Origin of the sequence: Peribacillus huizhouensis (genome assembly GCF_014138605.1) — a bacterium.
Lineage (GTDB): Bacteria > Bacillota > Bacilli > Bacillales > DSM-1321 > Peribacillus > Peribacillus huizhouensis.
The window spans coordinates 120,701-133,731 of sequence record NZ_JACJHX010000010.1 but is presented as its reverse complement, the minus strand read 5'-3'; the positions used below and the strand labels follow the sequence as shown (position 1 = coordinate 133,731).

16 protein-coding genes are annotated in these 13,031 nt (G+C 39.1%); 9 read left to right on the top strand and 7 right to left on the bottom strand.

Annotated features, from left to right (window positions below; genetic code table 11):
- Positions 1 to 280: 280 nt before the first annotated feature.
- Positions 281 to 1,069, bottom strand: a complete 789-nt coding sequence (locus HNP81_RS15580; RefSeq protein ID WP_182503215.1) for a DeoR/GlpR family DNA-binding transcription regulator — start codon at positions 1,067 to 1,069, stop codon at positions 281 to 283.
- Positions 1,070 to 1,497: 428 nt separating this feature from the next.
- On the opposite strand from HNP81_RS15580, the gene HNP81_RS15575 reads away from it, so the two are divergent.
- The 6 genes from HNP81_RS15575 to glpX all read left to right on the top strand — a co-directional run bounded on the left by HNP81_RS15575 (position 1,498) and on the right by glpX (position 7,290).
- The gene (locus tag HNP81_RS15575; protein WP_034302306.1) at positions 1,498 to 2,616 is read left to right on the top strand and encodes an MDR/zinc-dependent alcohol dehydrogenase-like family protein; all 1,119 of its coding nucleotides are present in this window, start codon (positions 1,498 to 1,500) and stop codon (positions 2,614 to 2,616) included.
- 70 nt (positions 2,617 to 2,686) lie between these two features.
- A complete protein-coding gene (locus HNP81_RS15570; RefSeq protein WP_028393377.1) occupies positions 2,687 to 3,949 on the top strand; it encodes an MFS transporter in 1,263 nt (420 codons plus the stop codon).
- A 157-nt stretch (positions 3,950 to 4,106) separates the two neighbouring features.
- The gene (gene rpiB / locus HNP81_RS15565; RefSeq protein ID WP_182503214.1) at positions 4,107 to 4,571 is read left to right on the top strand and encodes a ribose 5-phosphate isomerase B; all 465 of its coding nucleotides are present in this window, start codon (positions 4,107 to 4,109) and stop codon (positions 4,569 to 4,571) included.
- A complete protein-coding gene (locus HNP81_RS15560) occupies positions 4,568 to 5,572 on the top strand; it encodes a dihydroxyacetone kinase subunit DhaK (RefSeq protein ID WP_182503213.1) in 1,005 nt (334 codons plus the stop codon). Before rpiB ends, HNP81_RS15560 begins: the two co-directional genes overlap by 4 nt.
- Before the next feature lie 13 nt (positions 5,573 to 5,585).
- Entirely contained in the window at positions 5,586 to 6,236 is a 651-nt protein-coding gene (dhaL, locus tag HNP81_RS15555; protein WP_182503212.1) for a dihydroxyacetone kinase subunit DhaL, read from the top strand.
- Between the two features lie 94 nt (positions 6,237 to 6,330).
- Positions 6,331 to 7,290 (top strand): class II fructose-bisphosphatase, encoded by a 960-nt coding sequence (gene glpX, locus HNP81_RS15550; protein WP_051405089.1) that lies wholly within the window; start codon positions 6,331 to 6,333, stop codon positions 7,288 to 7,290.
- Between the two features lie 98 nt (positions 7,291 to 7,388).
- Here the strand turns inward: glpX and bshB2 are convergent, their stop codons facing one another.
- The 6 genes from bshB2 to HNP81_RS15520 all read right to left on the bottom strand — a co-directional run bounded on the left by bshB2 (position 7,389) and on the right by HNP81_RS15520 (position 10,881).
- Positions 7,389 to 8,063, bottom strand: coding sequence for a bacillithiol biosynthesis deacetylase BshB2 (gene bshB2, locus HNP81_RS15545; protein ID WP_028393381.1), 675 nt, complete (start codon positions 8,061 to 8,063; stop codon positions 7,389 to 7,391).
- Between the two features lie 18 nt (positions 8,064 to 8,081).
- Entirely contained in the window at positions 8,082 to 8,429 is a 348-nt protein-coding gene (locus tag HNP81_RS15540) for a YojF family protein (RefSeq protein ID WP_028393382.1), read from the bottom strand.
- Between the two features lie 305 nt (positions 8,430 to 8,734).
- The gene (gene pdxK / locus HNP81_RS15535) at positions 8,735 to 9,541 is read right to left on the bottom strand and encodes a pyridoxine/pyridoxal/pyridoxamine kinase (protein WP_028393383.1); all 807 of its coding nucleotides are present in this window, start codon (positions 9,539 to 9,541) and stop codon (positions 8,735 to 8,737) included.
- Positions 9,542 to 9,825: 284 nt separating this feature from the next.
- Positions 9,826 to 10,155 carry a YflT domain-containing protein gene (locus tag HNP81_RS15530; RefSeq protein ID WP_028393384.1) on the bottom strand — a complete coding sequence of 110 codons (330 nt, stop codon included), beginning with the start codon at positions 10,153 to 10,155 and terminating at the stop codon, positions 9,826 to 9,828.
- Between the two features lie 119 nt (positions 10,156 to 10,274).
- Entirely contained in the window at positions 10,275 to 10,685 is a 411-nt protein-coding gene (locus HNP81_RS15525) for a phospholipase D-like domain-containing protein (protein ID WP_182503211.1), read from the bottom strand.
- On the bottom strand, positions 10,666 to 10,881 hold the full coding sequence (locus HNP81_RS15520) for a hypothetical protein (RefSeq protein WP_182503210.1): 216 nt from the start codon (positions 10,879 to 10,881) through the stop codon (positions 10,666 to 10,668). Before HNP81_RS15520 ends, HNP81_RS15525 begins: the two co-directional genes overlap by 20 nt.
- A 205-nt stretch (positions 10,882 to 11,086) precedes the next feature.
- Here HNP81_RS15520 and HNP81_RS15515 point away from each other — a divergent pair, with 205 nt between their 5' ends.
- The 3 genes from HNP81_RS15515 (at position 11,087) to HNP81_RS15505 (ending at position 12,913) form a co-directional block, all read left to right on the top strand.
- Entirely contained in the window at positions 11,087 to 11,767 is a 681-nt protein-coding gene (locus HNP81_RS15515) for a uracil-DNA glycosylase (RefSeq protein WP_028393387.1), read from the top strand.
- A 462-nt stretch (positions 11,768 to 12,229) separates the two neighbouring features.
- Positions 12,230 to 12,529 carry a YwdI family protein gene (locus HNP81_RS15510; protein WP_034302311.1) on the top strand — a complete coding sequence of 100 codons (300 nt, stop codon included), beginning with the start codon at positions 12,230 to 12,232 and terminating at the stop codon, positions 12,527 to 12,529.
- Between the two features lie 18 nt (positions 12,530 to 12,547).
- Positions 12,548 to 12,913, top strand: coding sequence for a DUF423 domain-containing protein (locus tag HNP81_RS15505; RefSeq protein WP_028393389.1), 366 nt, complete (start codon positions 12,548 to 12,550; stop codon positions 12,911 to 12,913).
- The last annotated feature ends 118 nt before the right edge of the window (positions 12,914 to 13,031 follow it).

Genomic DNA, 13,031 nt, shown 5'->3' with positions numbered 1-13,031 from the left:
GGTATTTATGACACCCTTAGAGTGCTAAACGTAAAATTTTTAGCGCTCTCCTTTTTTCCGATATAAAATGATTTATAGTCATTTTTGTATTGTGTTAATCATCTAAGTCTTACTATTTGATAGTGTGGTAGTGGCTGTTGTTGTGTTTGTAATATTAATATCTAAATTTCTTACAAAATTATAGTGACAATGAAAAACAGCATACATTTAATATGCTGTTTAATGTGCTATTTGCGATATTTCTTAAGGTTGTGGAACTACGAAATAAAATTTGTTTGCTTTAGTGTGTTTCACCGGAAACAATCAGAACTTCAATTCCTTGATCATTTAGTTTCGCTGCATAATCTTCAGGAAGTTCGTCATCTGTAATAATTAAATCGAGCTGATCAACAGAAGCGAAAGATGCAATTGAGTTTTTATTCATTTTTGTATGATCCAAAAGAGCAATTACTTTTTTAGAAGCGTTGACCATTGCCTTTTTTAATTCAACTTCGTATACGCTGAAGTCGGTTAAACCAGACTCAAGTGAAAAGCCATTTGCAGAAGTAAACATAGCATCAATATGGATTTTACTTAAAATACTAACACCCAGGTTCCCTTCTAGAGAATAAGAACCTCGTTTTACAATCCCTCCCAATAAAATAACAGTAATATCTGAATGATTGTTTAACTCCAGGGCGGTGTTTATGCCGCTTGTCACGACAGTTAAACGAATAGACGTATCTCTTAACACACGAGCTAATTCAAGAGCTGTTGAACTAGCATCAAGCATAATACATTGACCACTAGATAAAAGCTCAACTGCCTTTTTAGCAATGGCTGATTTTTCATCCCGATTTTTACTCTCGCGCATGGAAAAACTTGTGTCACTATCTTGATATTCGGATAAAATAGCTCCGCCGTGTGTTCTTTTTAATAATCCGGATTCTTCCATTTTTGATAAATCTGTTCGTAACGTTGCCTCGGAAACTTTGATCTCTTCGGAGAGCTCTTTAATAGTTACACGTTGCTGATCCATTAGCTTATCCATAATAATTTTATGTCTTTCTGATGCAAACATTTTCGTCATCCTTATCACCTGCATATATTTATTTTCGTTTTGAACTAAATTATAAAAATAATTGAAATTAAAAGAAAAATTCATGGCGGACTCATAAAAAGTAATATAGAAGCTTTACTATTTATATTACATCTAATAGTACATCATTTGACGTTAATAATGTAATATATTTTAAAAACCGAAAGTAAATGAAAAATTATTGAAAGCAATCAAAAGAATAAGTTGACCAATCAATAATAAATATAATATAATGAAAATCGTAAACAGGATAGACTCTTGTAAATAAAGTTAAAAGAATATTGAAACTGTGTAACTGTGTAACAGATAAACTGCCTTCTATAGAAGGGACTTGAGAAATTTCAACTATCAAACCAAATGTAAGCGTTAACGATTGTGAGGGTAGCGAAATTTCAACTAAAGAAGAGGAGAGATGAATGATGTGCACAAATCAAATAGTATCACAAAAAAGCGACGTTAGAAATATTCCGACAACAATGAAAGCGGTTGTTGCGTACTCGCCCGGTGACTACCGGCTGGAAGAAGTGGCAGTTCCTCAAATTAGCGACGGAGAAATACTCGTTAAAGTGGAGGCATGTGGTATTTGTGCAGGGGATTTAAAAGCGTTTGATGGAGCACCAAGCTTCTGGGGAGATGAAACACAGCCTGCGTATATCAAAGCACCGATGATTCCGGGGCATGAATTTATCGGGCATGTCGTGGCACTTGGTGAGGGTGTGAAAGGTGATTTTAAAATTGGTGATCGTATTATTTCAGAACAAATTGTTCCTTGTTGGGACTGCCGATTCTGTAATCGTGGACAATATTGGATGTGTGAAAAGCATGATTTATATGGCTTCCAGAATAATGTAAACGGTGCGATGGCGGAGTATATGAAATTTACAAAAGAAGCCATTAACTATAAAGTTCCAGAAGATCTTCCGATTGAAAAGGCAATCTTAATCGAGCCTTATGCATGCTCTTATCATGCTGTAGAACGTGCACAAGTCCAGTTGGACGATGTGGTTGTTCTAGCAGGGGCAGGAACACTTGGACTTGGAATGATCGGTGCAATCAAAAAGTCAGGGCCGGATAAATTAATCGTGCTAGATTTAAACGAAGATCGCCTTGAAATGGCGAAGAATTTCGGTGCTGACATAGTATTGAATCCGGCAAAAGACGATGTGGACGCAATTGTAAAGGAACTAACAGATGGCTATGGCTGTGACATTTACATTGAAGCAACAGGTGCTCAAAAATCAGTGGAACAAGGATTGAAAATGATTCGTAAGCTGGGTCGATTTGTTGAATTTAGTGTATTTAAAGATCCTGTTACAGTTGACTGGAGTATTATTAGTGATCGGAAAGAGCTTGATGTACTTGGTTCTCACCTTGGTCCATACTGCTATGAACCTGTTATGAAGGGGATAGCGAATGGAGACCTTCCAACTGATGGCGTTGTCACGCACGTGTTGCCGCTTGAAGAGTTTGCACAAGGGTTCCAGCTTGTTAAAAATGGAGCGGAGTCATTAAAAGTAGTACTTAACCCCAATCTGTAAAAAAAATAAATTTATATAGGTTCCTGAAGCATGTCAGGAACCTTTTTTAAAACAATAAGGAGGGAATCGGATGAATAAAGGACTTTTAGGCAAACTTGGAATGGATTCTAAAATGGCCATGGGGTTTATTGGTATCTTACTGTTTATGATGGGAGATGGGCTCGAACAAGGCTGGCTTTCTTCCTATTTAATTGATAATGGTCTGACGGTTCAACAATCAGCGCTGCTATTTAGTGTATACGGTTTCGCCGTGGCAATTGCAGCATGGTTTTCAGGTGTACTTGCTGAAGTTTTAGGTCCGCGTAAAACTATGACAATAGGCGTCGTTTTATTTGTTATTGGAACCGTTATCTTTTTAACTGTCGGTCTTAAAACGATGAATTTGGCTGTTATGATTCCAACCTATTCACTTCGTGGGCTTGGCTATCCGTTATTTGCTTACTCATTTCTTGTTTGGCTGACGTATTACGCACCAGCTGAAAAACTTGGAACGGCTGTAGGTTGGTTTTGGGTTTCGTTTGCTGCTGGCTTGAACGTTCTTGGTGCTTATTATTCAAGTTTCGTTTTGCCATTCTTAGGAGAAATGAAAACGCTTTGGAGTGCGTTGGTGTTTGTAGCACTAGGAGCCATACTTGCGATTCTATTAAATAAAGATGATGGTAGTAATAAAAGAAAATTCGAGACGAAAGCGGAAATGATTAAATATCTTTCAAAAGGAATTACTATAGCATTTGAACGACCGAAAGTTGGCCTTGGAGGAATTGTTCGAACGATTAATACTGCGGGTGCATACGGGTTGGTTGTTTTTCTTCCAGCGTATATGATAGAAATCGGTTTTACGCGGACAGAATGGCTACAAATTTATGGTGCACTTTGGACAAGTAATGTGATTTTTAACATTATTTGGGGTGTTGTAGGAGACAAGCTCGGGTGGCGAAACACCGTAATGTGGTTCGGTGGAGTGGGCTGTGCGATCACCATTATGACTCTTTATTATATTCCAAAGTTTATGGGACCAAATTATTTGGCCACAACTATTGTTGCGATCTGTTTTGGTGCATGTGTAGCAGCATTCGTACCGCTTTCTGCTCTTATACCATCACTTGCTCCTGAAAATCGGGGGGCTGCGATGTCTATTTTAAATCTTGGTGCAGGCTTGAGTACGTTTGTTGGTCCTGCAATTGTTGGTCTGTTTATTGGTAGTGTAGGCACGGTAGGTATTCTTTGGATTTATTCAGGACTTTATTTATTAAGTGCATTAATCATGAAGTTTGTTACACTTCCGAAAAAGGAAGAAACCGTTAATAATTTATCAGATGTTCAGGCTGTTTAATATCATGAACGAATGAGAACATCTTATAGATGTTCTCATTTTTTTATCGAAATGAAAATAATCGAAAATAAAAGAAAGTAAATATTGACTTTTCGATAACAAAATGAAAAAATAAACTTAAGAATAAAACAAGAAAATATTGAAAGGACGATGTATAATGAAAATTGGATTAGGTTCTGATCATAACGCGTTTGATATGAAAGATAGTTTAAAAAGTTACATTAGGGAGCTAGGACACGAGGTTGTCGATTACGGTTCGGATGGTTCATGTACAGAAATTGATTATCCAGGTGTTGCATTTCAAGCTTCAAACGATATTAATGAACAAAAAGTAGATCGGGCTATTCTTGTTTGTGGTACTGGAATTGGTATGGCAATTGCAGCTGGAAAGGTGCCAGGTATTCGTGCAGCGTTATGTCATGATACGTACTCTGCAGAACGTGCACAAAAGAGCAATGATGCTCAAGTGTTAACGCTAGGGGCAAAAGTGATTGGTATTGAAACAGCAAGAAATGTTGTAAAGGTATATTTAGAGTCCTTTTTCTCAGGTGGAAATTCAGCAAGAAAAGTACAGCAAATTATGGATAAAGAACAGGAATTTTTGAGAGGAGCAGAAGTATGAAAAAGCTCATAAATAATCCAACAAAAGTTGTTGAGGAAATGATTGAAGGCTATGTGAAAGCATATCCGAAACATGTACGTCAATTGGCTGAAAATGAGCGTGCACTCGTTACGGCGAAAGCAACGCGCGAAGGAAAAGTGGGTGTGCTAATTGGTGGCGGTTCTGGCCATGAACCTGCTTTTATAGGTTATGTTGGCGATGGCATGGCGGATGGCGTGGCTGTAGGAAATATCTTTGCTTCTCCTCCTCCAGATCCGATATTAGAGGCAACGAAAGCAATCGATAAAGGCGAAGGCGTAATTTATGTATATGGAAACTACGCTGGAGATGTGATGAACTTCGGTATGGCTGCAGAGCTTGCAGATCTTGAAAGCGGTATCCGTGTTGGATCGGTTCTTGTTACAGATGACGTAGCCTCTGCACCTAAAGCAGAAAAAGAAAAACGCAGAGGAATAGCTGGTGAGTTTTTTGTTACAAAGGTTGCGGGTGCAGCAGCAGATAAAGGATATAATTTGGATGATGTTGTTCGAGTTGCACAAAAGGCAAACGATTACACACGTACTATGGGGGTAGGATTAACTCCTTGTTCGCTTCCACAAACCGGAAAGCCAAGTTTTGAGCTCGCAGAAAATGAAATGGAAATCGGTCTTGGTCATCACGGTGAACCAGGAATTGAAAAAGGTGAATTGCAGCCTGCAGACCAAGTGGTAGACCGCCTTGTGAATGATATTTTAACGGATATGCCGATCGATTTGGGAGAAAAAGTGGCTGTTCTTGTGAACGGATTAGGTTCTACAACGAACATGGAACTTTACATAATGTTTAGACGTGTTGAGCAGATTTTGAGTGAAAAAGGTATTGAGATCCATCGATCTTACGTTGGTAGTTACAGCACATCACTTGAGATGGGTGGCGCTTCTGTCACAATAACAAGATTAGATGAAGAGTTGGCAGCGTTTGTTGATCATCCAGCAGATTGCCCAATGTATGTTCAAAAATAAGGAGGAACCCGCGATGAAAGTAACAGCAGAAGAACTTAAAACATTTTTGAAGAATGTTGTAACAATGATCGAAGAACAAAAAGATTATTTATGCGAACTAGATCGGAAACTAGGTGATGGTGATCATGGTGTGACGATGTCGATTGGCTGGCAAGCTGTGAATGAAAAGCTCGATGGGGACTTGAAGGAGGAGGTCGATTGCGGAAAAATAAGTATCTTGACAGGGCGAACTTTTTTAAGCGCTGTAGGCTCTTCAGTCGGACCACTTTATGCAACTGGTTTTATGAGAGGGGCAAAAGCATTTCAGGGAAAATCTGAATTAAAAGATGAAGATTTGAAAGATTTCTGGGTAGCGTTCATTGAGGGGATTAAAGAGCGTGGCAAAGCTGAGGTTGGCGATAAAACGATGATTGATACACTCCAGCCCGCACTTGAAAGCTTACAAGCCGATTTTGAGAAATCAAATAATTTTTTATCTGCGTTTGAAAGTGCTGTACAAGCGGCTGAAAAAGGAATGGAATCTACGAAAGACATGCTGTCTAAACGAGGACGATCAAGCCGCCTCGGTGAAAGGTCACTCGGTACAACAGACCCTGGTGCAGCATCAGCGTTCATGATCCTAAATACATTTTTAGCAACAATAAAATCTGTTCAAGTAGCATAATAGCAAGCTGGTAAGCTTTTTAAAAGATTAAAAAATGCAGTCGAATAATTATTTATAGAGATTCATTCTATCGAGTCTAAGGAGGGTGAGTTTCTTGCCTGAATTAAATATTAAACTAAAAGAAAATGTTCAGTCACTTGCAGGTGAGTTTTTAATAGTTTCCCAAAAGGCAGCGATTGCAGCATATCCGTGGATTGGGAAAGGAAATAAAAATGAAGCGGACGGTGCAGGTACGGAAGCAATGCGAAATGAAATGAATCGTATAAATATGAATGCGTTGATTGTAATTGGTGAAGGAGAAATGGACGAGGCACCGATGCTGTATATCGGTGAAAGACTCGGAGCAGGAAATGGACCTGATGTTGACATTGCGGTTGATCCGGTTGAGGGAACGACGCTTGTTTCAAAAGGTCAGGAAAATTCATTGGCAGTCATTGCGGTTGCAGAGAAGGGTACACTCTTACATGCACCGGATATGTATATGGAAAAAATTGCAGTCGGACCTAAAGCGAAAGGCTGTATTGATATAACAGCTCCCCTCACAGAAAATATGAAAGCCGTCGCTAAAGCTCTTGGAAAAGATATTAGCGAGTTGACGGTGATGATGCAGGATCGTCCGAGACATGATTATTTAATGAAGCAAGTATTTGAAGCAGGCGCTAAAGTTCGCTTATTTTCAGACGTTGACATAACAGGGGCAATTGCAACAGCAATTGAAGAACTGGATGTGGATATCCTTGTCGGTACGGGTGGTGCACCGGAAGGAGTGATTGCGGCTGTTGCATTAAAATGTCTCGGAGGTGATTTCCAGGCTAGACTTGTTCCGGAAACAGAAGAAGAGATGGACCGCTGTATTAAGATGGGGCTGGTAAATCCAAGGGCGGTATTGACGATGGATCACATTGTGAAATCCAATGACTGCTTTTTTGTAGCCACGGGCATTACAGATGGCCTCCTTTTGAAAGGTGTTCATAAAAAAGAGAAGGATAAAGTTTCAACACATTCATTTGTTGCAACGATGAGCCATTCTCATTTTATTGAAGCGCGTCATTAAGTCCCTTTAGTTGTAAACAGTGGAAAATGGTCATCGAATATAAAATGAGGAAAGAGCAAAAAAGAGAGAAACTACAGTTTCTCTCTTTTTGTTCTTTTTCAATTCTCCGGCCATTGATAGGTCCAAAGTCTTTCCTTTTGAATCCAACCGAGCAATTCAGGGTCTTCCGCTTCAAGTTTTTCAGCCCAATCAGCAAGCATCGCTTCGGTTTGTGAGCGGTGTGCTTTCATGGCGGCTATCTTCTTATCTTGTACGGGGGTAATATCATGGATAATATCAGGTTCGCCTAGCTCAGCCACACAGTTGTTTGAAAAGGCCACACATTGAAGTTTGGGCTTATCTTTTACCGGTAACGCTTCTACAGCACGAACAACGGCTCGAGCTGTTGCTTCGTGATCGGGGTGTACGCTGTAGCCGGGATAAAATGTGATGATGAGTGATGGTGTTAGTTCATGGATTAAGGTAGTGATTTTCTTAGTGAGTACGTCATCATCCTCGAATTCGACGGTTTTATCACGTAATCCAAGCATTCTTAAATCTGTAATCCCTAGCGCATTTGCAGCATCCTGTAATTCTTTTTTGCGAATTTTAGGAAGAGATTCTCTAGTAGCGAAGGGAGGATTACCGAGATTACGTCCCATTTCGCCAAGAGTTAAGCATGCATATGTTACAGGCGTACCTCTTTCTATATATGAAGCGATCGTTCCTGAAACACCAAACGCTTCATCATCTGGATGTGGAAATACGACTAATACTTGTTTTTCTTGTTCCAAAGCGATCATCTCCTTTTCTCATTCAAATGGCTGTGGGCTAATTTGTAAAGCAACAGCAAGTTTTCCGGTTGAATCAAGTCCAGCTAACAGAAGCCTACCTTGTTCATCTATTTCGAAATGATTTAGCCCTTCTGCATACACCCAACCAATTTCAAGCTTAAGCCCTACGCGATAGGGATCATCGCCAACAATCTTTCCGTGTTCATAACGAACTTTGGCATTGCGGATATAAGCACCTGCGGAAAAAAACGATTCATCATGGTGAGAGGCGTATGCCCCATTTGTCGTTTCAAGATGCAGAAAAACATCTCTTTCACAGAAAGAATCAATCGCGCGTTGTACTTCTTCACGTTCAATCGGTTTCATCTAATGTCCTCCTAAGTCGGAGCGAATGATCGTCCGTCTACATGTTAGTGTCATACATACCATCTTACAAAAATAGCTATAAAAAGTGAAATGATAAGACTAAAGGTACTAAGTAAGGCGATTTTTCCTACATTAACGGAAAGTCAAGCTCCCCATCTCAAGGCTTAGTGGAATCGCGAAACGAAGGTGTGGGATGAAGATCCCCCACCGATGGAACTTTCCCTTTTATATGAAAAAAAAGGCTTGACCTCAAAATGAGGAAGCCTATAAATGTTGCGTTAGACAAGTCGGAAAACCGACATTTTTTATTTGAATTGTTTGTATGCTCCATGCAAAACAGGACCAACATATTGATTAAGCTTCCATGAATGACGAATCGCTTCTGTGATAAATTCTTTCGCAGTGTAAATGGCTTCTTTCGGCGATTTTCCTTTTGCAAGCTCTGCTGTAATGGCAGCGGAGTATGTGCAACCAGCTCCGTGTGTATAGGCCGTTTCAATCTTTTCAGATTCAAGAATTTCAAATTCAATTCCATCATACAGTAAATCGATTGCCTTATCATAATTAAGCTTACTGCCGCCTTTAATTAATACATACTTAGCACCTAATTCATGGATTTTGACTGCTGCTTCTTTCATATCATCTATCGTTTGAATCGGACCTGTTTGTGCTAATTGCCATGCTTCAAACAAGTTAGGGGTAATAACGGTTGCTCTTGGTGCCAAGATTTCACGAAGAGCAATAGCTGTTTCAGGGTGTAATACTTCGTCTGTGCCTTTACAAACCATAACAGGATCAATCACGACATTTTTCAATCCATTTTCATCGATTGTACGTCCGACTAATTCAATGGTTTCTACACTTCCAAGCATTCCTGTTTTCATTGCATCAATGCCAACGGAAAGGATCGTTTCCAGTTGAGCCTCTAAAGCCTTGATATCTTGTGGAAATACATTGTGATTCCAGTTATTCTTTGGATCCATTGTCGCAATAACTGTTAAAGCAGTCATACCATATACTCCAAGTTCTTGAAGTGTTTTTAAGTCTGCTTGTATACCCGCTCCACCACTAGCATCTGAGCCTGCGATAGAAAGTGCTTTTTTCATAGTCATGATTTAGTGACCCCCTAAGGAAGTATATAAAAAATTTTATTAATTTCTGTTAATAAGTATAGCATAAACAGTGATAAGTAAAACGAGGAAATGCTTGAGCGCGAAGTGAATTATATATGTTGTTTACGGCATTCTAGATTCATAGGAAGTGAAGTGCTAGTCAGGTATATAGTAAGATTTTCTTTTATAGTAGATAGAGTAAAGACAAACAGGCCTGTCATTTTACCCCCTTATTTAGGGAATGACAGGCTTGTTGAATTTGATTAGTGTTTGGAAGTTTCACCTTATTTCACGTTAGTGCTTGCTATGATGACCACTTTTCCTTTATCCAGTTCTTCCTCATACTGAGAAGCTTCTGACTCAGTTAAGCCAAGGTTCTCAAAGCGGTTACGTAGCTCATCTCCTCGAGATTTAAATAAATTTCCAATTGTATCTAAGAGGCCTTGCTCCTTCATACCGATTTCTTCTGTGTTTGTAGCTTCAGTCAAATGCTCTGAGCGGTCTAGATTATGAGCGAATAAGTAAATATTTTCCTTAGTAAACCCTGTTGTTACCAGCTGATTAATTCTTTCCTGTGCTTGTACGCCATTTTCTACAACATATACTTGATTCATAGTAAAGTTCCTCCTTTAGTTTTTTTAAAGTGGGTGTTTGTAAAAGTCTCTGTTAGCTATGTTCTATATATAGCCACTTTTGCTAGAATCGAAACTTTCTAATTAAAGGAAACTGAAAATTAGTAGGTTGTGAATTTGAAAATCTTCTGTATACGGTAGGTAATATACTTAAACACAGGAAGTTTATCCTGATATTCTTCATAATCAACCATATAGATCCCATCCTTATTGTTCCAAATCCAACCATACCCTGACTCACTAAACCATTGCAGAAACGTACGGTAAAAACCAGAGTATATTGGATTCGGATCTCGTAAACGATCTAGATTGGCCACTATCACTTCAATCCCGTTTTCTCTCATTTTCTTTAATTCTTTTAATTGATAGGATTGATAGGTTGTATTCACTTCATCTGTAATAAAAATTACCTGAATATGAGGATTGACTCGCTTCTTGGCAACAAGTTTATCTGTTAAAGTCTTACTTAATTTGGGGAAATGTATGTCTTCATCATAAAATCCGCTGTTCATGCTTTACATGGCCGTTTTTATCTTTGTATGATAAATCGTATATGAAATTCACATCATCAATACGATGTACCTCACCTTCAAAGGAAACCCCATGTGGCAAATGTTTATAGCTGTTATACATAATTACAATTGTAATAACTAGAAGAATCATATATATACCATACATCCATTTGCTTACAAGCCAACTTCTTCTCATTCTCTATTCCTCCAAGATTCATCCGTCCACCTAACCTTATATCCATAAATGGGTAGAGTAGAAACCTGGCAATTTATAAACGCCTCTTAAAGTGAAACTTCAATCAGTGGGGGGTTCTGCCCGTTAATGCGGGGTAAAATGAGGAAGGAAGTATTTGTATAACGTATAATAAAGAATAGTAGATTGTAGAAAGGAGCTTTTAGCAATGGTGAATCAGATTCTACATAATGATTGGGGGCCTCTCTTGGCAGAGGAATTTAGAAAGCCGTATTATCGAGAGCTACGAGAGTTTTTGAAAAAAGAATATAAGAATGAAAACATCCATCCTGAAGCAAAGGATATTTATAATGCGCTTACACTTACACCGTTTCATAGGGTAAAGGTAGTCATTCTAGGCCAGGATCCATATCACGGACCGCATCAAGCTCATGGTCTTAGTTTCTCTGTTCAACCAGAAGTGAAGATTCCACCTTCTTTAAAAAATATTTATAAAGAATTGCATGCAGATATTGGCTGTACAATTCCGAATCACGGAAACCTTGTTCAATGGGCAGAACAGGGGGTACTGCTTTTGAATACAGTGCTGACAGTTAGAGAAGGGGAAGCACATTCCCATCGAGGGAAAGGCTGGGAGCTGTTTACGAATAAAGTCATTTCACTATTAAATGAACGCGAGACACCAGTGGTCTTTATTTTATGGGGAAAACCAGCACAAAGTAAAATCGTGTTAATTGATACAAAGAAGCATCCAATCATCGCATCGGTTCATCCAAGCCCCTTATCAGCAAATCGGGGATTCTTTGGGAGCCGACCGTTTTCAAAAACGAATCATCTTTTAAAGCAGCTAGGAGAACAAGAGATTGATTGGCAAATTTCAAATAGATAAGATTTACGTTTTTAAGTTTGATTTTAGAACTCGTAACTGTTGGAGTTCCCACTGGTGTTAGTTAAATCGGAATAAAAACTGACAATGTTCCACATGAAACAAAGAGTTTTACGAAAGGATTGTAGATTATGCAGGAAAAAAGAATAAATTGTGTAGCCTGCAAGCATTATTATGTGACGTGGGATCCTTATTTTCCAAGAGGGTGCAGATCATTTGCCTTTAAAAGTGCTAAACTTCCATCATTAGAAGTATTCCGCTCATCTGGTGAAGCCTGCATGAAATTCATACCGAAACCAGCTGGCAAATCGGTAAGAAGCAAGCTTTGAACTGATGCTTGTTTTTTGATATGCTAAACAACAGCAGAGGTTGTCCTAAACGGGGTTGACCTGACATGTAAACAATCCATAGTCGATGTGCATCCGGCTTACGTGATGGGATAGACTTAGGTAAAGAGGTGAGTAGATGGAAATTTCATCTGATAAAATATTAGATAAGATGGGTGAATTAGTTGCAAAAGCAAAGCAAGCGGAATCTAAAGCAGAATTAAGTGGCTATGTACTAGCGATTCAAGCATTATGCGAATGTTTGCATGAAGGAAAGGAAGAACCGGTAACACATTTAAGTATGAGCCGTATTCCAGTGCAGCCGCAACCTGTATTCAATCAGCCGATTCAGCAGCCAGTCCCGATTGTTTCATCCATGACGCAAACGAAACCTGTTAAAATAGATGATGCAAATGGAGATTCTTTGTTTGATTTTTAAATAAAAGGGGTGTTTGGGATGAAGTTATTTATTATTTTAGGAGCGATTAATGCCTTTGTAGCTGTGGCACTTGGTGCTTTCGGTGCCCATGGGTTAGAGGGGAAAATCTCTGATAAATACCTAGCAGTATGGCAAACCGGTGTTCACTATCAAATGTTTCATGCAATAGGCTTACTAATCATCGGAGTTCTTCTTGGAAAAATGTCTAGTCCTATAATGAACTGGTCAGGGTGGCTCATGTTTGCTGGTATCATTTTATTCTCGGGCAGCTTATATGTGCTCAGCGTATCAGGAATTAAGGTTCTTGGTGCGATTACCCCTCTAGGAGGAGTCGCTTTCCTTGTAGCGTGGGTGTTGCTAATCGTTGCAACTGTGAAATATTGATAAAGTGAAACTTCAATCAGTGGGGCTTCATCCGCCACCTAAGCTTCTTCGATTCCTTAATCACTTGAGGTGAAGGGGTTAAAGCGGGATAACAATGAAAAAAGGCTGTTACAAGTGT